18 protein-coding genes are annotated in these 22,865 nt (G+C 67.5%); 4 read left to right on the top strand and 14 right to left on the bottom strand.

Going from position 1 to position 22,865, the window contains the following annotated elements:
- Positions 1-48: 48 nt before the first annotated feature.
- The 9 genes from SCA01S_RS06345 to SCA01S_RS06305 all read right to left on the bottom strand — a co-directional run bounded on the left by SCA01S_RS06345 (position 49) and on the right by SCA01S_RS06305 (position 9,076).
- Positions 49-1,167 (bottom strand): zinc-binding dehydrogenase, encoded by a 1,119-nt coding sequence (locus SCA01S_RS06345; RefSeq protein WP_062784079.1) that lies wholly within the window; start codon positions 1,165-1,167, stop codon positions 49-51.
- 71 nt (positions 1,168-1,238) lie between these two features.
- Positions 1,239-1,775: a VOC family protein gene (locus SCA01S_RS06340; protein ID WP_062784077.1), complete on the bottom strand. Its 537-nt coding sequence runs from the start codon at positions 1,773-1,775 to the stop codon at positions 1,239-1,241.
- Positions 1,776-1,794: 19 nt separating this feature from the next.
- Complete coding sequence (locus SCA01S_RS06335) at positions 1,795-3,231, bottom strand: 2-oxo acid dehydrogenase subunit E2 (RefSeq protein ID WP_062784075.1); 1,437 nt, start codon at positions 3,229-3,231, stop codon at positions 1,795-1,797.
- 11 nt (positions 3,232-3,242) lie between these two features.
- The gene (locus tag SCA01S_RS06330; protein WP_062784073.1) at positions 3,243-4,256 is read right to left on the bottom strand and encodes an alpha-ketoacid dehydrogenase subunit beta; all 1,014 of its coding nucleotides are present in this window, start codon (positions 4,254-4,256) and stop codon (positions 3,243-3,245) included.
- Positions 4,257-4,276: 20 nt separating this feature from the next.
- Positions 4,277-5,260, bottom strand: coding sequence for a thiamine pyrophosphate-dependent dehydrogenase E1 component subunit alpha (locus tag SCA01S_RS06325; protein WP_062784071.1), 984 nt, complete (start codon positions 5,258-5,260; stop codon positions 4,277-4,279).
- A 40-nt stretch (positions 5,261-5,300) separates the two neighbouring features.
- A complete protein-coding gene (locus tag SCA01S_RS06320) occupies positions 5,301-6,521 on the bottom strand; it encodes an acyl-CoA dehydrogenase family protein (RefSeq protein ID WP_062784069.1) in 1,221 nt (406 codons plus the stop codon).
- 6 nt (positions 6,522-6,527) lie between these two features.
- On the bottom strand, positions 6,528-7,679 hold the full coding sequence (locus SCA01S_RS06315; RefSeq protein ID WP_062784067.1) for a thiolase family protein: 1,152 nt from the start codon (positions 7,677-7,679) through the stop codon (positions 6,528-6,530).
- Complete coding sequence (locus tag SCA01S_RS06310; RefSeq protein ID WP_245652469.1) at positions 7,676-8,095, bottom strand: Zn-ribbon domain-containing OB-fold protein; 420 nt, start codon at positions 8,093-8,095, stop codon at positions 7,676-7,678. The genes SCA01S_RS06315 and SCA01S_RS06310 overlap by 4 nt, the downstream gene beginning before the upstream one ends.
- Before the next feature lie 210 nt (positions 8,096-8,305).
- Positions 8,306-9,076, bottom strand: a complete 771-nt coding sequence (locus SCA01S_RS06305; RefSeq protein WP_028658247.1) for a helix-turn-helix transcriptional regulator — start codon at positions 9,074-9,076, stop codon at positions 8,306-8,308.
- Between the two features lie 118 nt (positions 9,077-9,194).
- Between SCA01S_RS06305 and SCA01S_RS06300 the strand changes: the two genes are divergently transcribed.
- Both SCA01S_RS06300 and SCA01S_RS21690 read left to right on the top strand, forming a co-directional pair.
- Positions 9,195-10,313 (top strand): acyl-CoA dehydrogenase family protein, encoded by a 1,119-nt coding sequence (locus SCA01S_RS06300; protein ID WP_062784065.1) that lies wholly within the window; start codon positions 9,195-9,197, stop codon positions 10,311-10,313.
- 167 nt (positions 10,314-10,480) lie between these two features.
- A complete protein-coding gene (locus tag SCA01S_RS21690; RefSeq protein WP_157088869.1) occupies positions 10,481-11,383 on the top strand; it encodes a hypothetical protein in 903 nt (300 codons plus the stop codon).
- Here the strand turns inward: SCA01S_RS21690 and SCA01S_RS06290 are convergent.
- A complete protein-coding gene (locus tag SCA01S_RS06290; RefSeq protein WP_062784061.1) occupies positions 11,380-12,897 on the bottom strand; it encodes a UxaA family hydrolase in 1,518 nt (505 codons plus the stop codon). The genes SCA01S_RS21690 and SCA01S_RS06290 overlap by 4 nt on opposite strands.
- 77 nt (positions 12,898-12,974) lie before the next feature.
- On the opposite strand from SCA01S_RS06290, the gene uxaC reads away from it, so the two are divergent.
- Together uxaC and SCA01S_RS06280 are read left to right on the top strand one after the other, a co-directional pair.
- Complete coding sequence (uxaC, locus tag SCA01S_RS06285; RefSeq protein WP_062784059.1) at positions 12,975-14,399, top strand: glucuronate isomerase; 1,425 nt, start codon at positions 12,975-12,977, stop codon at positions 14,397-14,399.
- Positions 14,396-15,820, top strand: a complete 1,425-nt coding sequence (locus SCA01S_RS06280) for a mannitol dehydrogenase family protein (RefSeq protein ID WP_062784057.1) — start codon at positions 14,396-14,398, stop codon at positions 15,818-15,820. Before uxaC ends, SCA01S_RS06280 begins: the two co-directional genes overlap by 4 nt.
- Here the strand turns inward: SCA01S_RS06280 and SCA01S_RS06275 are convergent.
- From SCA01S_RS06275 to SCA01S_RS06260, 4 genes are all read right to left on the bottom strand, one after another.
- Complete coding sequence (locus tag SCA01S_RS06275; RefSeq protein ID WP_062784055.1) at positions 15,817-16,881, bottom strand: LacI family DNA-binding transcriptional regulator; 1,065 nt, start codon at positions 16,879-16,881, stop codon at positions 15,817-15,819. The two genes, SCA01S_RS06280 and SCA01S_RS06275, sit on opposite strands and share 4 nt — an antisense overlap.
- A gap of 30 nt (positions 16,882-16,911) precedes the next feature.
- Positions 16,912-17,928, bottom strand: coding sequence for an alpha/beta hydrolase (locus SCA01S_RS06270; protein WP_062784053.1), 1,017 nt, complete (start codon positions 17,926-17,928; stop codon positions 16,912-16,914).
- Positions 17,929-18,034: 106 nt separating this feature from the next.
- Complete coding sequence (locus tag SCA01S_RS06265; protein WP_062784051.1) at positions 18,035-20,932, bottom strand: TonB-dependent receptor; 2,898 nt, start codon at positions 20,930-20,932, stop codon at positions 18,035-18,037.
- A 359-nt stretch (positions 20,933-21,291) separates the two neighbouring features.
- On the bottom strand, positions 21,292-22,854 hold the full coding sequence (locus SCA01S_RS06260; protein WP_062784049.1) for a carboxylesterase/lipase family protein: 1,563 nt from the start codon (positions 22,852-22,854) through the stop codon (positions 21,292-21,294).
- Positions 22,855-22,865: the final 11 nt, after the last annotated feature.

Below are 22,865 nucleotides of genomic sequence, written 5' to 3'. Positions count from 1 at the left end.
CGAACCGACTGGGCGTCCCGCCATTGGCGGAAAGCCCAGTCGTGTTTTTCATTCCTGCGGCAGGATCAGATACTTGGCGCCCGTCGCGCGGCGGTTGTAGTCGGCCACCACGTCGGCATCGAGCACGCGCGAGAGCGGCACCTGCGCCTTGTAGCTGGAGGCGAACAGCGTGGTCAGGTCCTGGCCGACGCGGGCCGTCATGCGGGCGCGCACCTCTGGCCCCAGGGCTTCCATCGTCGGGCCGAGCAGCCAGCCCGAAACATCCCAGACAAAGCCGATGTCGCGCGGCAGGGTGATCGGCCCGGTATCGAGCATGCCATAGACATACGCGCGCTTCTTGGCGGTGGAGCCATAGCGCGAATAGGCGCCGGCGGCCGCGCGGCCGACCTGTTCCATGGTGGAGAGGATGGTGCCCAGCAGCGGGCCGCCACCGATAGCGTCGAACACGGTGTCGGCACCGGTTGCTTCCAGGGCCTGGCGCAGGTCGGCCGCGAAATCGGGGCTGGAACTATCGACCACATATCCCGCGCCCAGGCCGCGCAGCAGGTCGGCCTGTTCGGGCTTGCGCACCACGTTGACCAGCGGCACGCCTTCGGCCGCGCACAGGCGCACCAGCATCTGCCCGAGGTTGGACGCGGCCGCAGTGTGGACGATGCCCTTGCCGCCCACGGCGCGCAGCGTTTCGACAAAGCCCAGCGCGGTCAGCGGATTGACGAAGGCCGCCGCGCCATCCTGTGCGCTCGTGCCTTCGGGCAGGACCATGCACGCCTCGATCGGGACAACGCGATGGCGGGCATACATGCCACCGGCAAAAGTTGCCACGCGGCGCCCGATCAGGGCCTGCGCGCGCGGGCTGCTGCCGGCAGCGATCACCGTGCCGGCGCCTTCGTTGCCCACCGGCATGACTTCGCCCAGGCGGCCGGACAGCGCGGCCAGGCCAGCCGGCGAGAGCGGCGCTTCCACGCGTCCGGGGGCAAACGTCGCCTGGTCGACGCGGGCAGAGCTGAACAGCAGGCCCAGGTCAGACGGGTTGATCGGCGCGGCTTCCACCGCGATCACCAGTTCGTTCTCGGCCGGTTCGGGCAGGGGCATTTCGGTGAGCGCGGCGATGATCTTGCCGTCTTCGTGCGCCTGGCTGGTCAGGACGAGGGTGGTTTGCGGTTGCATGGCGTTGGTGTTTCCGTTTTGTCAGCGGGCCCTGCTACATGGGATCGGGCAGCGGCGCTTGCAACCGCAGGTCAGCCCAGCTTGCGCAGCGGATCGCTGCCGTCCCAATCGCGCGCGGCCTCGCGCATCATGGCAAACAGCCCCGCGCCGCCTTCCATCAGCTTGACATATTCGATCACGCCACCCGGCCCGGCGCCGGCATCGGCATAGATCACCCCGCCGGTTTCGCCCACCTTGCCTTCGATCAGGATGGTGGCGCCGGCCTGGGCGAGCGCCGCGCGCACTGGCTCCAGATCATCTACTTCCACGCACACATGGTGCAGCCGGTCAGTCACCGCATAGGGGCCGGTATAGATCGACGGCGCATCGTTTTCCGCGCGGATCAGTTCGATCTGCATGTCGCCCCAATAGCCCCAGGCGGCTGAAAAGCGCGCGTCGCTCGGCTCGCCCAGATAGGTCATGTCGGCCAGCGTGATGCCTTCCATCAGGAAGAACGGACCGGCGCCGACCACCCTGGTCCAATAGTCGATCGCCGCATCGAAATTGGCGGGCAGGTAGGCCATCTGGAAGATCGGGCCAAACTGGGTGAGAGGGCCGCGCTGGGACATGGTATGCTCCGTGAAACTATCAGGCAAACAGGCGCTCGGGCGCTTCGAGCAGGCCCTTGAGCGTGGCGAGGAACGCGGCGGCCGCCGCGCCATCGACGGCGCGATGATCGACCGACAGCGTCAGCGCCAGCCGCGTTTCAAAGCCCACGGCGCCGCCCGGCAACTCGCATGGGGTGCGGACTGCCGCGCCCACCGCCAGGATCGCGGCCTGGGGCGGATTGATGATCGCGGCAAACTCTTCCACGCCGAACATGCCCAGGTTGGAGATCGAAAAGGTGCCGCCTTCCATGTCGTCATAGCCCAGCTTGCCGGCCTGCGCCTTGTCGATCAGGGCGCGGGTTGCGGCGGCAATGCCGGGCATGCCCAGGCGATCGGCCTGGCGCACGATCGGCGTGACCAGGCCCTTGGGGCTGGCCACGGCAATGGCGATATCGGCATGGGCAAAGCGGTGCACGCTGTCCCCGTGCACCTGCACGTTGACATCGCCGTGCTGGGCCAGGGTAAGCGCGGTGGCGCGCACCAGGTAATCGTTGATCGAGGCCTTGATGCCCAAGACCAGGTTGGCCGTCTGGCGCAGGGCGAGCAGCTCATCCAGCCGCGCACTGGTGCGCAGGTAGAAATGTGGAATGTCCTGCTTGGCCTGGGTCAGCCGCTGCGCCACCACCTTGCGCACCCGGTCGAACGGCACGACCGTGGGCAGGTTGGGCACCGCAACGAACGGCGCCATGCCGGCCGGCGCGGCAGCAGGGGCAGGCACCAGCGCCAGCACGTCAGCCTTGGAAATACGCCCGCGTGGGCCGGTCCCAGTGATGCCGGCCAGGGCAATACCGTGCCGCGCGGCCAGGCGCCGGGCGAGGGGAGAGGCGAATACCTTGGCCCCATCGGCCAGCTCGTCCTGCGGCGCGGGCAGCGCGCCCGCCAGGGCAGGCGTGGCCGCCGGGCGCAGCGCCTGCTGCACGTCTTGCAGGGTGATGCGGCCATCGCGACCCGAACCGGTGATCGGCTCGATATCCAGGCCGCTCGCCTCGGCCAGCTTGCGCGCCTCCGGGCTGATCGCGCGGTTGGTGAGCAAGGGCTTTGGCGCGGGCGGAGCCGATGCAGGCGCAGGCGTTGCTTCTTGTGCCGGCGCACTGCCGCCGCGCGCCGCGACGCTGGCATCGGCCGGGCGGAAGCCGGCGATGAACGCGTCGATATCCGCATCGCTGGTGCCGGGCTGGGCCAGCACTGCCAGCAGCGCCCCCACCGGCTGCGCGTCGCCGCCGGCCGGGACCAGCACGCGGGCGAGCACGCCGTCCCATTCGGCTTCAACCTCGTTGGTGATCTTGGCGGTTTCGATCAGGCACAGCAACTGGCCGCGGGAAAAGCTCGCGCCTTCCTCCAGCTTCCATTCGGCGAGGGTTCCCTCGGTCATTTCGATGCCCCACTTGGGCATGCAGAAAGGGCGGATGTCGGGCATCGCTCTCTCCTTCAGCGCCAGGCCAGGACGCGGCGCACGGCCGCCTCGATCTTGTCGACCGAGGGCAGGTACGCGCTTTCCAGCTCGCGCGCGAACGGGATGGGAGTGTGCGGCGGCGTCACCTGCTGCGGCGGCGCCTTGAGGCTGGAAAACGCCATTTCCGCCACCAGCGCGCACAAGTCTGCAGCCAGGCCGCAGCGCGGCGGCGCTTCATCGACCACGACCACTCGCCCGGTCACTTCCACGCTGTCGAGAATGGTTTCCTCGTCCAGCGGGCTGGTGGTGCGCAGGTCGATCACATCGCAGCCGATCCCCTCGGCGGCCAGGCGATCGGCCACGGCCTCGCACATGCCGAGCAGCAGGCCGGACGATACCAGCGTCACATCGCCACCGGCGCGGGAGAGGCGCGCGTGGCCGAACGGGATCATGAAATCCGGGTCGTCGGGCACTTCGCCGCTGGTGGCATAGAGCGCCTTGTGTTCCAGGAATATCACCGGATCATCATCGCGGATCGCGGTGCGCAAAAGGCCTTTCACGTCGGCCGGAGTGGAGGGCATCACCACCTTGAGGCCGGGCATCCCGGTCAGGATCTGGTGGACCGACTGGCTGTGCTGCGCGGCGGCGTTGAACCCGGCGCCATAGGCCATGCGGATCACCGCCGGGCACCGCGTCTTGCCACCGAACATATAGCGGAACTTGGCGATCTGGTTCCACAGCTGGTCAAGGCTCACGCCGATGAAATCGGCAAACATCAGTTCGGCCACCGGCCGCTTGCCCGACAAAGCCAGGCCGGCCGCGGCGCCCATGATCGCGCTTTCCGAAATCGGCGTGTCGATCACCCGGCCGGGGCCAAAGCGATCATAAAGGCCGGTGGAGGTAGACCAGATCCCGCCAATCGCCTCGGGCCCGCCGGCCGTGCCCATGCCACCCACCACATCTTCGCCCAGCACGACCACATCGGGGTCGCGTGCCATTTCCTCCATGATCGTGGAGAGCACGGCGTCGCGGTACATCATCTTGGTCATCGTTGCGTCTCTTCCCGCGATCAGTAGCTGATGTAGACGTCGGCCAGGACATCGTCGGCCGTGGGGCGCGGCGCGGCGCGCGCGGCGGCCACGGCGGCCTCGATCGTGCCCAGCACCTGCGCATCGAGCGCGTCGATATCGCCATGGTCGAGCAGGCCGGCGGCGGTCACCGCGTTGCGAAACCGCGTCAGGCAGTCACGTTCGGCGCGAATGCGCTCGATCTCGCCAGGGCCGCGATAGCGCTGCGGATCGCCCTCGAAATGGCCGAAGAAGCGTTCGGTATCGAACTCCACCGCCGCCGGGCCGCCGCCGCCGCGCACGTGGTCCAGCACTTCGCGCATGGTCTCGTGCACGGCAAAGAAATCGGTGCCATCGGCGCGCCAGGCCTTCATGCCAAACGCTTCGGCGCGGCTGGCAATGTCGCGATTGGTGCCCACGGCATAGGACACGCCGGTGTGTTCGGAATAGTGGTTGTTTTCGAACACGAAAATGCACGGGGCTTGGGTCACCACCGCCAGGTTCATCGCCTCGAACGTGGTGCCCTGGTTGCAGGCGCCATCGCCGGAAAAGGCGATCGCCACTTTCATGCCATCGGGTCCGGGTCCATCGGCCCGGCTGGCCAGCGCCGCGCCCACCGCGATCGGCGCGCCGGCGCCGACGATGCCATTGGCGCCCAGCATGCCCTTGTCGATGTCGGCAATATGCATCGATCCGCCCTTGCCCTTGCACAGGCCCTCGCGGCTGCCCCAGATCTCTTTCATCATCCCGTCCACGTCACAGCCCTTGGCCAGGCAATGGCCATGGCCGCGGTGGGTGGACACGATGCGGTCTTGCGTGCCGAGATGCTCGCACACCCCCACGGCAACGGCTTCCTGCCCGCAATAGAGGTGGGTGAAACCGGCGATCTCGCCGGTCTGGATTTCGACGTGCAGCCTTTCCTCGAACTCGCGGATGGTCTTCATCGCGCGATAGGCGTTCAGCAGGGCTTCGCGGCTCAGTTGCATTCCCTAACTCCCGACGGATTCTGTTCTGGCTGCCTGTGGTTTAAAGATGCAGCACGGTCTTGGCGATGATGCCCGCCTGCACTTCGTTGGTGCCGCCAAAGATGGTCCAGGCGCGGCTGTTGAGATAGCGGGCGGCGGCAACCTGGCTAGGCAGGCCATGCACCGCCTGCGGCGCCTGCGCGCCATAGAGCGGGCGCTGCCGTTCCAGTTCCAGCCCCGCCACGCCCAGCAGGTCCATCGCCAGCAGGTCGATATCCTGCCGCAGATTCGATGCCAGCAGCTTGACCAGCGAGGTCTGCGGCCCCGGCTTTTGCCCGTGGGCGATTTCGGACAGGATCTTCAATTCGATCATTTCCAGCGATTCCACCCCCAGGCGGATGCGCGCCACGCGGCGGCGCCATTCGGCATTGCCGGCCATGGTGCCGCCGTGGCCATCGGGCTGCTGGCTGGCATCGGCTTCGATCCGGCGCAGGTCATAGGCCAGCTTGGGCGCGTGGCATGATCCGCCGCGTTCGTTTTCGAGCAGGAACTTAGCCAGCTTCCAGCCGTCGCCCTCGGCGCCGACGCGGTCGCTTACCGGCACTTCCACGTCTTCCAGGAACACCTGGTTGACTTCGTGATCGCCGGCCAGAGTCAGGATCGGGCGCACCGAGATGCCGGGCTGGTCCATGTCCACCAGCAGGAACGAGATGCCAGCGTTCTTGTGCGCGCTGGCATCGGTGCGCGCCAGGCAGAACATGCGGTTGGCCCAGTGGGCGTGGGTGGTCCAGATCTTGGAGCCGTTGACGACATAGCGCTCGCCGCGTTCGTCGCTGACGCGCACCGCGCGGCATTGCAGGCTGGCCAGGTCCGATCCGCTGGCCGGCTCGGAAAAGCCCTGGCACCAATAGTCTTCGCCCGAGAGAATGCGCGGCAGGTAATGCGCCTTCTGTTCGGGCGTGCCGAAGGCATAGATCACCGGCGCCACCAGCTTCAATCCCAGCACGGTAAGATTGGGCGCGCCGGCCTCGGCACATTCCTTTTCAAAGATATAGCGCTGCACCGGGCTCCACCCCGTGCCGCCATATTCGCGCGGCCATTGATAGGCGAGCCAACCCTTGCGGTGGAGCACCGCGTTCCACGCCTGGCCGATGTCGGGCTCGACGAAGACCGATGGCGTTGCCGCCGCGCCATCGCGGATTTCGGCAGTGAGGTTTTCGGCCAGGAACGCGCGCACTTCGTCGCGGAAGGCCAGGTCTTGGGGAGAGAGATCGAGGTCCATAAGGGGCTATTTCTGAAGGATGGTGACGGCCGAAACGCCGGGTGCGCCATAGACGTGGCTGTAGGCCGTGCGCGGATTGCCGGGCACTTGCCGGCCACCGCCCGCGCCCCGCAGTTGCACGACGTTTTCATAGACCTGGCGCAGGCCCGAAGCGCCGATGGGCTCGCCACAGGCCAGGCACCCGCCATCGGTGTTGACCGGCAGCGCGCCGCCGATCTGCGTGCGTCCTTGCGCCAGCCAGGCTTCCTGCTCGCCATCGGCGCAAAAGCCGTTTTCGGCCATGTGCATGATTTCCGCGCCGGCTTCGGTATCCTGCAATTGCGCCACGGCAATATCGGCCGGGCCGATGCCGGCTGCCTCGAACGCGGCGGCAGAGGCCAGGCGCGTGGCGGTGGCCGTGCCGCCGCCGCTGTCGATGCTGGGGGCAAAAACCTCGAAGCTGCCGGGTGGGCGGGTGCGCATCGTGGCGGCGGCCAGGCGGATCGGTGTGGCGCCCAGCCGGCGGGCCATGCGCTCGCTCGCCAGAACCAGCGCCACTGCGCCTTCGCCTGGCGAGCAGAACATGAACTTGGTGAACGGGTCAGAGACCATCGGCGCATCGAGAATGGTGTCGAGCGCCACCGGCTCGCGCCGCCAGGCGTGCGGGGCGTGCACGCCGTTGGCAAAGGCCTTTTGCGCCACCAGCCCCAGCGTGCGGCGCGAAATGCCGTGCAGGTGCATGTAGCGCATGATCTTGGCGGCAAAGAACTGCGTGGTGACCATGTAGCCGGCCGCGCCATACCATTCGGGCAGGTTGTATTCGGCCGGCTTGGCATCGAAGGCGCCGCGCGGATGCTTGTCGAAACCCAGCGCCAGGCCCAGCTCGAACTCGCCCGAACGGATCGCCATCTGCGCGGAAAACAGCGCCGAACCGCCCGTGGCGCAGCCATTGCGCACATTGATGAACTGCACGCCGGTCAACCCCAGGTGCGATACCATGCTGTCAGGATTGCCCGCCGCGTCCGATCCGCCATAGGCAAACTGGATATCGCCCCAGTTCACCCCGGCATCGGCCAGCGCCGCGCGCACCGCGTGCACGCCCTGTTCCAGGCCAGAGAGCCCCGGCGTGCGGCCGAACGGGTGGATGCCGATGCCCACGATATGCACGCCCGCGCTCATGCTGCGCGCTCCGCAACGAGGGCCTCTGCCGGGGCGAAGGCGGGCAGCCACAGCGGATCGTCGGCGCTGTCATCCAGCGCCACGCGCGTGAGTTGCAGCGGCATGCCAATGCGGATGGCATCAAACGCCATGCCCACCAGGCGCGCCTGCACGATCACTTCGCCGGGCAGATCGACATAGCCCAGCGCCCAGGGCTTGAACGCGGCCGGGCCGGCATAGGGCGGCGCCTTGGGGGGGAAACGCTGGATGGTATAAGACCACAGCGTGCCCTGCGTGCCGAGCGCAACGGTATCGAAATCGCTGGTGCCGGGATGGGGGAAAACGATGCGCCCGGCGTCTGGCCGCTCTGCCCGTGCGCGCCCAGCCATCAGCCGCAAGGGCGCATCGGGCATGAACAGGGCAGCGGCTTGGGCCAAGGTCTTCCTCTTCCATATCACGCGCGGAACCATTGGCGATTCCGCTGTTCCCGATAAAGCGCGCCCGCCCCCCTCATGGCGACTCTTCAAAACGCTAGGCCTGCACAAAAGACGGGCTGGTGCCTGGCGGTTGCACGCGCACGGCAAGGCGCCCCTGCCCGGTGGAAGAGGCGCCTGGTGCCGCCAATGCTGCGGCCATGCTGCGCGGGATCACTTCTGCAGCGAGATGTAGCCAAGCTGGGCTGCCTTGAACACGGTCTGGCTGCGGTTGACCGCGTCCAGCTTGATCGAGGCGTTGTGGATGTGGAACCGCACCGTGGCGCGGCTGCGCCCGATGATCATGCTGATTTCCAGGTCGGTCTTGCCGATCGCCGCCCAGCGCAGGCACTCGACCTCGCGCTTGGACAGGCGCGATCCGGGCGGCAGCGCCTGGGCCGAGCCCATCGTATTGACATAGCTGGTGATGAACGTGCGCCCGACCAGGCCAAAGATATCGCCATAGCGCGCAAACAATGCGCCAAGGTCGGTCAGCGACTGGTCGAGCGGGTTGAACGACACCGCGCCGATCTGGCCGAACGGCAGGTGCACCGGCACGACGATGGCTGCGCGGGTCATCGCGCGGGCTTCAAAGTTGGTCAGGTCGATCGCCGCCAGATAGCGGTTGGGCGCGCGGGTGTGGCAGCCCTTTTCATTCACCCAGAACGGTTCGGCTTCAAAGCGGCAGGCGGTGGTGATCGGCGAATCGAGCGCAATGCGCGGATTGTGCCACCAGGCCTTTTCGCTGGTCCACCCGAACACGTCGCGCGCGAGCACGTTGCCGTCCACGTCCATCGGCGTGCGCTTGTCGGCGATGTTGTGCGCCGGCGCGGCCTGCATGCCGCAATTGCGGGCAATGGCATCAAGCGCCTGGGCGGCGCGGCGAATCTCGTCGGGCGCCGTTATGCGAACGGCATCAACCCATTCCAGGCTAGGGGCATCCATCTCCAGGACCATCTGCTTGTGCCTTCTTTTGAGCGGGCGTTGGTGGCCATCCTAACCTTTTTCGCAGCGTGGTTGGCCTGTCGGTAGTGCTAGATCGAACCGGGAGGGAGCAACACCCATGAATTTTGAGCTGAGCGAAGAAGAAACCATGCTCGCGGGCCTGGCCGACCGGTTCGTGGCCGATCGCTATGATATCGAACGGCGCCGCGCCTACCTGGCCGAGGCGCAGGGTTTTTCTAAGGAAAACTGGGATTTGCTGGCCGAGTGCGGGCTGATGGCAGCGCCCCTGGCGCAGGCCGATGGCGGCATGGAGCTTGAGCCGGGCGCGATCGTGGCGCTGTTTGCCGCTTTGGGGCGCGGCCTGGTGGTAGAGCCGCTGGCCGAAAGCGTGTTGGTGGGCGCGCGGCTGTTGCTGGCCGGTGCGGCCGACAGCCTGGCCGATGCCTGGCGCGAGGGATTGGCCAGCGGGGCGCAGCGCGTGGCCTTGGCCCATGCCGAGCCGGGGCAGCGCGGCAACCGCGCCTGGGTGGAAACCCGTAGCCAGGCCGGCGAAGACAATGTGCGCCTGTCTGGCACCAAGCACTGCGTGCCGGCCGGGCAGGGCGCCGACGCGTTTCTGGTGAGCGCGCGCGCCAGCGATGGCGGCACTGGTGCCGATAGCATCGCGTTCTACCTCGTGCCCGCTGATGCGCCGGGCCTGACGATCACGCCCTGGCGCTTGATCGACGGCAGCGTGGCGGTGCACCTGACGCTCGATAACGTGGAGGTGCCAGCGTCGCATCGCCTGGCTGGCGGGCTGGATCTGCTCGACCAGATCATACCGCTGGCCGATCTCGCCCGCGCGGCAGAGGCGGTGGGGGTGATGCAGCGGATCTTTGACGAGACGCTGGAATACCTGCGCACGCGCAGCCAGTTCAACACGCCGCTGGGCCGCTTCCAGGCGATCCAGCACCGCATGGTGGCGCACTATTGCGCGCTGGAGCAATCGCGCGCGCTGCTCAACCTCGCGCTGGTGGGCGGGGCAGAGCGTGATTTCGCCCAGGCCGTGGCCGGCGCCCGCGCCTTTATCAGCGATGTGTCGCTGAGCCTGGGGCACGACATGATCCAGTTCCACGGCGGCATGGGCGTGACTGACGAACTGGCGATCGGCCACGGGCACAAGCGGCTGGTCCTGCTCTCGCGCTGGCCGGAAGAGCCGTTGGCCAAGCTCGATCGCTATGCCGGGCTGGCGGCCTGAGCCGGCACTGGCCCAACCCGGGCGGCGCAAGCCTTCGCCACACATTGAAAAATTGCATCAGGGGGATATTCTGCGCCGATCCGGCAGGATAAGAGCATGCGCGCGGGAACAGGGGCTTTCCGCCTGACGCGTGGTTCTTGGTCGGGATGGTGATGATGCAGGTTTCGATGAGGCGTCTCGTCTTGGCTGGTGTGGCCTGTGGCGCGCTGCTCACGCTGGAGGGTTGCGGCCCCGCGCTGCTTCACCCCCACGCCGCCGCCGCCCGCCTGGGCCGGCCGGTGGAGAAGCCTGCTGCGCCCAGCCGCCCGGCGCCGGCCGAACCGGTTGCGCCCGCGGCGACTGCACCGGTTGCCGAGCCTGCACCGGTGCCGCCCGCCGTTACACCCACGCCGCAGCCGGCCCCAACTCCGCCAGCGCAGAGCGAGGCGGCGCCCGCGCCCGACGCTGGCCCGATCGCCGACGTGATCCCCCACACCGAAGAGCCGCCTGCGCCTGCACCGGCACCGGCAAAGGTCATGCCGGTCGCTCCGCCACCACCGCCTCCTCCTCCTCCGCCCCCGGCGCCCGAGCCGGAGGCGCCGCCGATCGTCGTCAACCACGCGCCAGAGCCGCCGCCCCCGCCACCACCTCCGCCGCCACCACCCCCGCCGGTCGCCATTTCCACGCTGATCGTCACGGTGTCACCGCCCACCGCCTGCAAGGATTGCGAGACGGTCAGGCTGTCGGTGTCGCCCACTGGCGAAGTGCTGATCGAGCGTGGCAGCTGGGACATCGTGCACCAGAAATGGGTCTATCGCCGCACCCCGACCAAGACGCGGGGGCAGAATGCCGACGCGTTCATCGCTGCGCTGGCCGGCGATCGCCCGCTGGGCGTCAAGGCGATTTCCGGGACCGAGGGCTGCACGTCCACGGGCGATGCGGGCGGCAACGTTGCGCTGCGCTGGGTCGATGGTATGCGCGATGATCGCCTGACCGTCAGCTTTGCCTGCGCACCCTATGCCGGCAGCACCTGGGAACGCCACGTGCGCGATGCAGCCGCGCTGCTCAAGCTGACTCGGCCGATCTTTTAAAGCGTCACGCCGCGCTTCCAGATGCCGATGGCGCGTTCGTCGTTGGCTTCGTTGCGCGCCGGGGTGCCACTGGCAATGGCGATGATGCGCGTCAGCAGCGCCTGGGCTGCGGTGTCCATGCCGATATCGAGCGCCTGGCCGGCATCGAAATCGATCCAGCCCGGTTTGTGCCGCGCCAGCGCGCTGTTCGAGGCGATCTTGACCGTGGGCACCGGGCTGCCCAGCGGGGTGCCGCGCCCGGTGGAAAACAGCGTGAGCGTGGCACCGGCCGCCGCCAGCGCGGTGGTCGAAACAGCGTCGTTGCCCGGCGCTTCCAGCACGGTGAGGCCGCCCTGGCTGACCTGCCCGCCATAGTCGATCACGTCGGCCACCAAGGCCTGGCCGCCCTTTTGCACCGCGCCCAGCGACTTTTCCTCCAGCGTGGTGATGCCGCCGGCGATGTTGCCGGGGCTGGGGTTTTCCGAAACCGGCTCCCCATGGTCGAGGAAATAGCGCTTGAAGCGGTTGACCAGGGTAGAGAGCCGATCGAACACATCAGGGCTGGTGACACGGCCAAGCAGCAGGGTTTCCGCGCCGAACATCTCGGGAATTTCGGTAAGGATGGCAGTGCCGCCGGCTTGCGTCACCGCGTCGGTCATTCGCCCGATCAGCGGGTTGGCGGTCAGCCCGCTCATCGCATCCGAACCCCCACATTTGACGCCAAGGCGCAGGGCGGAAAGCGGCACGGGGCTGCGCCGGTCCTGCGCCATCAGGCCGAGCAGATCGGCCAGATGGGCTTCCCCGGCGGCGAACTCATCGCTTTCCGATTGCGCGCGCAGCACGCGCAGACGGTCGCGCCGACTGGCAGGAATGCGCGCCAGCAGCGCATCGAGTTGGTTGGATTCGCAGCCCAGGCCCAGCAGCAGCACGCCCCCGGCATTGGGATTGCAGGCCAGCGCGGCCAGGATCGCGGCCGTGCCATCGAGATCGGCGCCAAGCTGTGAACAGCCGAACGGATGGTTGAACGCATGCACGCCATCGATCGCCGCGCCCGGCATGGCGGCGGCCATGGCCTGGCCACGTTGCGCCAGCCGCTCGCCCAGCCGCCCGACGCAGCCCACCGTGGGCAGGATCCACACCTCGTTGCGCGTGCCCACGCGGTCATCGGCGCGGGCATAGCCCATGAACTGCGGCGCCTGATCATCCTGCGCGCGCGGCGGCTTGGCCGGCGCGGCAAAGGCATAGGCCAGTTCGCCGCCCAGCGCGGTCTGCAGGTTGTGGCTGTGGACGTGATCACCCGGCGCGATCGGCGCGGTGGCCAGGCCGATCCGCGCGCCATAGCGATGCACCGCAGCGCCTGGGGACAGCGCGGCCAAGGCAAACTTGTGCCCGGCCGGGATCGCCTGGCGCAGCGTGATCGCGTTGCCCTCGATCATCACCTGCTGCCCGGCGGCAAGTGGCTGCAAGGCCACGGCAACATCGTCGTTGGGCGCGATCTTGAGCGCGTCGGGAAGGGTGTAAATGGCCTCGGTCATGGCGCGGGGATACACTGTTGCCAGCGCTGGCACAATCCACTAGACCCGCCAGCGATCCTGCAAGAGGCCTGTTGTCGATGCCCAGATTGGTTCTTCATCCCGATCGCCTGTTTCCCGCCGATCCGGATACCCGCGCCATCGCCCGCGCGCTCTATGCCCTGGTCGCCCAGGCGCCGATCATCAGCCCGCACGGCCATACCGACCCGGAATGGTTTGCCAGCGACGCGCCGTGGGACAATGCCACGCAGCTGCTGCTGGCGCCCGACCATTACCTGTTCCGCATGCTCTATTCGCAGGGCGTGTCGCTCGATGCGCTGGGCGTGCCGCGCCAGGGCGGGGCGCTGCCCGCCACCGATCCGCGCGAGGCCTGGCGCACCTTTGCCGCGCATTGGCACCTGTTTCGCGGCACCCCTTCGGCGATGTGGCTGAACCATGTTTTTGCCGAGGTGTTCGGCATCGACCAGACGCTCGATGAAACGAGTGCCGATCACTATTACGACGCGATCGGTGCGGCGCTGGCCAGCCCGGCGTTCCGCCCGCGTGCGCTGTTCGAGCGCTTCAACATCGAACTGCTCGCCACCACCGAAGGCGCCGCCGACGATCTTGCCCACCACCAGGCGATCCGCGCCTCGGGCTGGCAGGGCAATGTCGTGACGACCTATCGCCCGGACTCGGTGATCGACCCCGAACATGATGCCTTTGCCCGCGACATGGTGCGCTTTGCCGACCTGAGCGGCGAGGACGTGACGACGTGGGCCGGTTATCTGGCCGCGCACCGCCGCCGTCGCGCCGATTTCCGCGCGATGGGTGCCACCGCCACCGACCATGGCTTCCTCACCCCGCGCACGGCCAACCTCTCGCGCGCGGAATGCGAGGCACTGTTTGCCAAGGTGATCGGCGGCAAGGCCGACGCGGCCGAGGCCGAGCTGTTCCGGGCCCAGATGCTGACCGAGATGGCGCGGATGAGCCTGGACGATGGCATGACGATGCAGATCCATCCCGGCGCCACGCGCAACCACAATGCGCAGCTGTTTGCCAGCCACGGCCGCGACAAGGGCGCCGACATTCCCCGCGCCACCGAATATGTCGAGGCGCTGCGCCCGATGCTCGATCTGTTCGGCAACGAGCCGGCGCTTAAGGTCATCCTCTTCACGCTGGACGAGACGACCTATGCCCGCGAACTGGCGCCGCTGGCCGGGCATTATCCCTGCCTCAAGCTGGGACCGGCCTGGTGGTTCCACGATAGCCCCGAAGGCATGCGCCGCTTCCGCGAGATGACGACCGAGACCGCCGGGTTCTACAACACCGTGGGCTTTAACGACGATACCCGCGCCTTCCTGTCGATCCCGGCGCGGCACGATGTGGCAAGGCGGATCGATTGCGGTTTCCTGGCGCGGCTGGTGGCCGAACATCGCCTGGCCGATTGGGAAGCGGCCGATCTGATCGTGGAATTGACCACGGGCCTGGTGCGCCGCGCCTATGGCCTGCCGGTGCCCGCATGACGCGCCTATCGCCCGAAACGCTGGCGCTGTTGCCCGGCGATGTGGCGCGGCCCACCTATGATCGCGGCGCCATGCGCGCTGGCGTGGTTCATTTCGGGCCCGGCGCGTTTCACCGCGCGCACCAGGCCGCCGCGTTCGACACGCTGCTGGCGCACGATCCGCGCTGGGGCATCACTGGCGTCAGCCTGCATTCGCAAGGGGTGGCCCAGGCGCTGGGGCCGCAGGGCGGGCTTTATACGCTGGCCTTGCTGGATAGGCAGACGCGCTATCGCGTGATCGGCAGCATTGGCCAGGTGCTGACCGGCAAGGCGCCGCAGGCAATCCTTGGCGCCATGGCCCATGCCGATACCCGGATCATCAGCGCCACGGTGACCGAAAAGGGCTATTGCCTGGGCGCCGATGGCGCGCTCGATACCACCCACCCCGCGATCGCTGCCGACCTCACCGGGGCCGGGAACGACAGCTGGGTGCCGCAAAGCTTCATCGGCTGGCTGGTCTGCGGCCTGGGCGCACGGCGCCGCGCCGGCTTGCCTGGCCTGACCGTGCTGTCGTGCGACAACCTGACCGACAATGGCCGCAAGCTGGAGGCCGCCACCTTGGCCCTGGCCCAGCAGGTGGACCCGCAGACCGCGGCATGGATCGTCGATCAGGTGTGCTTTCCCAATGCCATGGTCGATTCGATCACGCCGGCCACCGACGATGCCTTGCGCGCGCAAGTGGCCGCCGCGACCGGTCTGGAGGATGCCTGGCCGATCCAGCGCGAAGGCTTTACCCAGTGGGTGATCGAGGATCGCTTTGCCGGAGAGCGCCCGGCGCTCGATCTGGCCGGGGTGACGTTCGCCGCCGATGTGCGCCCGTTCGAGATGGCCAAGCTGCGCCTGCTCAATGGTGCGCATTCGACGCTGGCCTATGTCGGGCTGGGGCTCGGCCATGAAACCGTGGCCCAGGCGATGCAGGACGCTGCCCTTGCCAGGTTTGTCGAACGCCTGATGCGCGAGGATATCGCGCCATCGGTCATGGCGCCGCCGGGGCTGGACCTGTCGCGCTATATTGCCGATGTGTTGGCGCGCTTTGCCAATCCGGCGATCCGCCACCTGCTGTCGCAGATCGCCTGGGATGGCTCGCAAAAGCTGCCCTACCGCCTGCTTGGCACAGTGCGCGAGGCGCTGGAAGCAGGCCGGCCGATCACCCGGCTGGCCGTGCCGATTGCCGCCTGGCTGCGCTTTCTGGAGCGGGCCGCACGCAGCGGCACCGCGATCACCGATCCCTTGGCGGCAGACCTGCTGGCGCGGGCCAGCGATTGGCGCGCTGTGCTGGCCATGCCAGCGGTGTTCGGCACGCTGGGCCAGGATGCGCAGCTTTTCGATGCGGTGGCCAAGGCGCATGCCGCGCTGGCCGCCGGCCAGCTGGAACCTGTTTAGCCTGGCACCGGCCCGCTGCTCTCGGCCGGGGTCAGCATGAGTTCGGGATGAAACGGGGGCGGCGGGCTGCCGCCCTCGATCCGCGCGATCAGGTCGCCGGTGGCCGCCGCAGCTATCGCGCCGAACGGCCGGGTGACCGAGGTGAGCGCGGGGCTGACCATCTGCGCCAGCATGCTGCCGTCAAAGCCCACTACGGAAAGCTGCCCCGGCACGGCAATGCCGCGCCGCGCCGCCACCTTGAGCACACCGGCGGCCATGATGTCGTTCGCGGCAAAGATCGCGGTGGGCGCGTCGGGTGCGGCCAGCAGGGCCTCTGCCGCCGCGATGCCGGCGGCAAAGCCATAGTCGCCTGCCGCTTCGGCCACCCGCGCATCGGGCACCGTGGCGATTTCCGCCAGGAAACCGGCGCGGCGCTCGCGGGCAGAGGCCATGTCTTCCGGCCCGTTGACCAGACCCAGGCGGCGATGGCCCAGTCCCAGCAGATGGCGCGCCACTTGCGCGCCGGCGCCGCGCTCGTCGCTCAACACCACCCCGGCAAACCCATCGAGTGGCACGGCCGAAACCGCCACGGCCGGCACTTTGGCCGCCTCCAGCGCCTGCGCCAGGCCGGCCACGCCCGAGATCGGCGGCAGCACGATCAAACCGTCCACGCGCGATCGCCCGGCAAAGGCCAGGGTATCGGCAATCGCCGCCTCACCCTCGCGCGGGGTGGAATGGACGATCAGTTCGTAGCCGTGCACCGAACTGACCGAGACGATGCCGCGCTGGATGGAATCGAGCACCAGCGCGTTGCGATCGTTGTGGATCAACCCGATCAGGAACGATCGCCCCATCGCCAGGGCGCGGGCGCGCAGGCTGGGGCGGAATTGCAGCGCGGCAATCGCCGCCTCGATCCTCTCACGCGTCTGCGCGTTGACCTTGGGAGACTTGTTGAGCACGCGCGAAACGGTGCGGATCGAAACCCCGGCGGCGGCGGCCACGTCCTCGATCGTCGGTTCGCCGTGGCGCGGATGGTCAGCGGCGGGCGCGCTTTCTGGAAAGGGGGCAGGGCGGTCGGTCATGCCCCTGTTCTATGCGCAGATATGGCGCGCTCACGCCAGTCCCACCGTGGCCGCCCAGGCCCGCCACAGATCGGGCCAGGCCGCCACCGGCTTGCCTATTGCGCGGCGCAGGCCAAAGCCGTGCCCGCCATTGGCAAAGAGATGCATTTCCAGCGGGATGCCCCGCGCCTTGAGCGCGGCGCGCAGGCGCATGGTGTTTTCCACCGGCACCACGTCATCATCCTCGGCATGGCAGAGGAAATGCGGCGGAGCGTTTGCTGGCACGCAGCGATCGGGCGAATGCGCCACCTGCGCGGCCAGGGAAGGATGCTCACCCAGCAGCAGCTGTCGCGATCCAGGATGGGCAATGGCCGGGTCCATGCTGACCACCGGATAGATCGGCGCGGCGCTGTGCGGCCGGGCCGACAATGCGTCTGCGGCATCGCGCGGGGTATAGACCGGCACGGCAAAGCGCGCGGCCAGGTCGGCGCAGACATGGCCGCCAGCGGAAAAGCCCATCGCCGCCACGCGCTCGGGATCGATCGCGTAATCGCGCGCATGGTGGCGGATCAGGCGCATCGCCCGCTGCGCATCGGCCAGCGGGGTATCGGCGCCCGATGCCCAGCCATCGCCGGGCAGGCGATAGAACAGGACGAACGCGGTAAACCCGCGCGCGGCCAGCCAGCGGCCGATTTCATAGCCTTCCTTGTCGACCACCACCCAGCGATAGCCGCCGCCTGGCGTGATCATCACGGCCGCGCCATTGGGCCGATCGGGGCGGAACACCGCCAGGCGTGGGCGGGTCACGCCAAGCACCGCGCGGTCGTTGACCAGGCTGTCGGTCGATCGTTCGTTGACCGTTTCCACCAGCCCACTGCCGGGCCGATCCTGTGACAAACCCGGCGCGCCGCCCGGCCACAGGTCGATCGTTTCGGCCGGCTGCGGCAACCCGGGCGGCGTGCCACGTGGCCCGGCCGGTGGCGGGGTTTGCCCCAGCGCCGGCCGGGCCGCTGCCCAAGCCCCGATCACCAGCGTCCGGGCCACCAGAGCGCGACGATCAAGAGTCATGGGCAGAGTTTCCTCAGTTTCAGAAGTGGGATGCCCACGCCACCCCGGATCAAGTCCGGGATGACGTGGGCGGGGGGAAGCGTCGTTCAGGCACGCGGGCTAACCCTCACAGCTTGGCGCGGGCGCCAAACAGGATGGTGCGGCCAAAGTGGTTGTTCTCGTAATTGCGCTGCGCCGTTTCGTCGGTGAAGCGATAGCGATAGGCGTCGGTCAGGTTGTTGCCATCGATCGACAGTTCCAGCCACGGCCGGATCTTGTAGCGCACCGCTGCATCCACGCTGGTATAGGCGCCATAGCCCTCGAATACGTTGCCCGTGGCGCTGGTGCCATCCACGAATGGCCCGCGATAGCTGACCGAGCCGCGAATGCTGAACTTGCCATCGTCATAATAGAGCGTGGCGTTCCAGGCCCGCTTGGAGACGTTGAGCAGCGTCTGGTTATAGATCGCCGAAACCCCCGCCAGCGTGCAGGCACCGGACGCATTGCGCGTGCAGGCGCTCACCGCCGGGCCGGTGATGGTGTAATCAGCGTCGCTCTTGATCAGCGTGGCATTGCCCTGGAACCCGGTGTGGCTGAGGAAGCTGGGCAGGAACGTGAAGGGCAGCTGCAAAGCCACTTCGATGCCCTTGAGCGTGGCCCCCGCGCCGTTGACCTGCGAGGACACGATATATTCCTGCGTCGGGTCATAGTTGATGTAGGCGGGCGAGCTGGGCGTGAGCACCGAGCGATCGAGCCCGAGCTGCGGCAGCGTGGCGGTATAAGTGCCCGAGACCGGGAAGCTCTGGATCTGCTTGATGAAGCCGGCCACCGACAGCAGTGCCTGCGGCGCGAAATACCATTCGGCCGACACGTCGAAATTGGTGGCGCGATAGGGGTTGAGGAACGGGTTGCCGAAGGTAACGCGATAGTTGAACCCGTCGACCGAGCCGCCGGGATTGAGATTGCCCAGCGAAGGCCGGGTGATGACTTTGGCAATGGCGCCGCGCAGGATCACGTCGCGGTGCGGATAGAACGCGATGTTGAACGAGGGCAGCCAGTCGTTGTAGGTGCGGCCCACCGTGGCGGCGACGCCTGCGGTATAGCCGGTGGACCGCTGATCGGTGTGGGCATAGCGGATGCCCGCGTTGCCGGCATATTCCAGCCCGAACAGATCACCCTTCACGTCAAACTGCAGATAGCCGCCCGACGTGGTTTCCTGCACCTGGCGGTTGGAGCCGAGATCTTCGACCTGGGTGCGGCCATAGAGATTGGTATAGGCAGCGGCCGAGCCGATGTTGGCCGCCAGGAACTGCGAGGTGGTGCCACCCGGTTGCCCGGCATCGCCCAGGCTGACCAGATCGGAAATGCTCGACGTGACAGGCAGGCCATAGACGCTGGACGAGCAGGTGGTGGTGCCCAGGATCAGGTCGGGCTTGCCGTTACCCGAACAGGCCACCGTGTCGCGCGTCCACAGCTGGGTCTGGAAGTTGTAGCGGCGCCACACGCCGCCCAGCTTGACGGTAAAGCCCTTGGTCACATCCCATTCGGTGCGCAGTTGCACTGTCTTGAACTTGTTGGTGACATAGGACGGGCGATCGCGGATTTCGGCCAGCTGGAAATTGGCCGGGTTGGTCACGTCGATGCCATAGCTCAGCACCGGCGCTTTCATGTTGCTGTAATCGAACGCGAAGCCGTTGGCGCCCTTGCTGTCGTAGGCGATCGTGCTTTCCACCGGGATATCCGCGTCAGACTGCGAAATGCCGCCCAGCAGGGTGAAGCGCAGGCTGTCCGACACGTCCTGGTCCCAGGTGGCGCCCACCTGGTAGAACTTGGTATTAGATTGGCGCAGATAGCTTTCGGTGCGGATGTAGGCATTGTTGAACGTGCCGCTGACCATGTTGCCATTGCTGTCGTACGCCGGATTGACCACGTTGAAGCTGCGCTCGTTGGAGCGGGCCAGTACTTCCAGCCACTTTTCCTTGCGGTCTTCCTTGAACGAGGAATAGAGCGCGTCGATCGAGATCTTGGTGTGGGTGCTGGGTTCGAACTGGATCGAGCCGGTCAGGCCCAGGCGGCGGCGATCGTGTTCGACCACGCCATAGCGTGGAATGCGCGGGTGGAACGAGAGCGCAGCGGCATCGCACGCGGCCGAGGGGCGATAGAACCCGCCGCTGTTCACCGCATTGCCGCCAGTGGCGCCGGCGACCGAATAGAAGCACGGCGTGCCGCCCACCGAATTGAAATAGGCCTGCGACCAGCGCACCGTATTGTTGCCGGTTTCCAGCGTATCGGTGTGCGAATAGGCGGCCGAGAGATTGACGCCCAGCGTGCCGGCATCGTTCTTCCACGACAGCAGCCCGGCAACGCGCGGCCCGACATTCTTCGACAGGTCGTTATACGAACCCTGCACGTTGAGCACGGCGGTCAGCCCGGTCTTGCCGGCCAGCGGATTGCCGGTGTTGAGATCGACCACTGCGCCCAGCGAGCCTTCGTCCAGGCTCGCCTCGGCGGTCTTGTGGACCACCAGGCTGCTGAACAGTTCCGAGGCGAAGACGTTGAAATCGAACGAGCGATCACGGTTGGCCGAGGCGCCGTCGGACGAGGTCGTGATCGTTTCCAGGCCGTTGACGCGCACGCGGGTGAACTGGGCGCCCAAGCCGCGCACGGTGATCGCGCGGCCTTCGCCGCCGTCCTTCTGGATCGAGATGCCGGGAATGCGCTGCAGGGATTCGGCAATGTTCTGGTCGGGGAACTTGGCAATGTCTTCGGCCACCACGGCATCGACTGCCGAAACCGAGTTGCGCTTGACGTTGAGCGCGGCCTGAAGCGACTGGCGGAAGCCGGTCACGATGATGGCCGGGGTCTGGTCATCGCCGGTGCCCGGGGCCGCAGCAGCCGCGTCGGTGGCCGGTGTGGCGGTATCCTGCGGGGCGGCCTGGGCCATCGCGCCATGCGGCAGGGCCAGCGCGCTGCCGGTGAACAGGGCGATCTTGAGCGTGGAAACTCGGGAAATATTCTTGCGCATCGTCACATCCCCTCTCAGCCCGTGAGGCTGGATGATACCGGTGTCAACAATGCACGCAATGGCTTGCATCGATCCGGCAACACTACTCCCATCCGCACACGGCGGATCGCCCGCGCCATCGGGCGGGCTTGTTGTCTTTTGCTATCTTCCCGGCCTTATGTGCCGCGAAAGGTAACCGGTGTCATTACGATATGTTTTGCAGCACGATCTTTCCCCTGTCAAGAACCCGGTTGCTTGGCTATCGATCAAAAAATAATACGGTAATTCAATAGTCTAAACTGAAATTCCGCCCGCCTCACGGCGCATTTTGCCGCGTCATGCTGCGCGCGTGGGCCTGCAGCATGATGCTGATTCGCCGGTTATGATCCCGGCTGCACATAGGGCGCGGTGGCCCATAGCCGGCGTTGCCAGCCGCGCGGATCGTCGGCCATGTGCGGGGCCGCGTCGAACACCATCGTCGCGCGCGCCGGCAGGCGATAGGGCGCCCAATCTGCCAGGCCCGGCCGGCTGCTGCGTGCCAGCCCGGAAAAGGCCGCCATCATCATCGCGCTCAGCGCACGGGCCTGCGCGTCGGTGCCGGAATAGCTGCCCGGCGCATCCAGCGTGCCGAACACATAAGGGATATCATCGGTATGCGCCGCGCCGCGCAGCGGATCGCGCGGAGAGGGGCGGTCAAGCTGGTAGACCCAGGTGGCCTGCGCGCTGGCGGCGGCGCGCGCGTCGGCCTCGATCACCTGGCCGGGCCACGATCGCCCGGCGGTGGTTGCCGCGTAATAGATCTGCTCTGCGCTCCACTCCGGGGCGTTGGCGCGGTATTGCGCCACCACCCATTGCGGGTCGAGATCGATCTTGACCTCGGCCGCGATGCGTTGCGGCAGGTTGTCCCAGCTCAGGCCGGCAAGCTTTGGCCCACGTGGATCGAGAAACGCGCGCGTTTCATCGCGCACGTTGCCCAGGATCATCGGAATATCCAGCGATTGCGGCGCCGCATCGGGCCAGAACGGATGGCGCGGCAGGTTGGTCATATCCAGCACCGGCCCGAAATAGAGGCTGCCGCCCATGATCGGGTCGGGGGTGTCGAGCGCGTCGATCAGGCGCGCAATCGGCATGGCGCGCAGCGCCGCAACCCCATCGTCGCCCAATCCCAGGCGCGCCATCCATGCGCGCGTGCGGGCCAGCGCATGGCCCGGGCCACTGGCCTGCACCTGCTGTCCACTCATGGTCGCGGCGGCATGGAACAGGCCGCGCGCGGCCGGCATCGCCATCAGCGTGGCGATCTTGGCACCCCCGCCCGATTGGCCAAAGACCATCACCCGCTCGGGATCGCCGCCAAACGCGGCAATGTGATCGCGCACCCATTGCAGCGCCAGGATCAGGTCCAACTGCCCCAGGTTGCCGCTATCGGCCGCCTGCGCGTCCAGCGGGCGCAGCCAGGCATAGCCGAGCGGCCCCAGGCGATGGTTGACGCTCACCACCACCACATCGCCACCAGCGGCCAGGTGCGAACCATGCGTCAGCGGATCGGTGACCGAGCCATTGGCATAGGCACCGCCGTGGAAATAGACCATCACCGCCCGCCGCGCGGCGGCATGGGCATCGGGCGTCCACACGTTGAGGAACAGACAATCCTCGCTTTGCGGCGCCTCGGCCATGCCGCGCTGCGGGCAGAGCGGGCCAAATTGCGTGGCGTCTTGCTCTGGCCCGCTAAACGGTTCGGGCACGGCGCGGGCAAAGCGCGCCGCCCGGCCATAGCGGATGCCCTTGAACGCCATGACGCCGCCCTCGCGCAGACCGCGATAGCGCCCCACGCGGGGCTGGGCCGGGGCGGGCGCCCGCGCCAGGCCCTGTGCGCCCAGCGGTGTGGTGATCATCGCCATGGCGCCCGCGCCCTGCATAAGGCCGCGCCGGGTCATCCGGTCCATCCTGCCACTCC

This window comes from Novosphingobium capsulatum NBRC 12533 (genome assembly GCF_001598375.1).
Lineage (GTDB): Bacteria > Pseudomonadota > Alphaproteobacteria > Sphingomonadales > Sphingomonadaceae > Novosphingobium > Novosphingobium capsulatum.
This window is presented reverse-complemented; position numbering and strand designations above follow the sequence as displayed.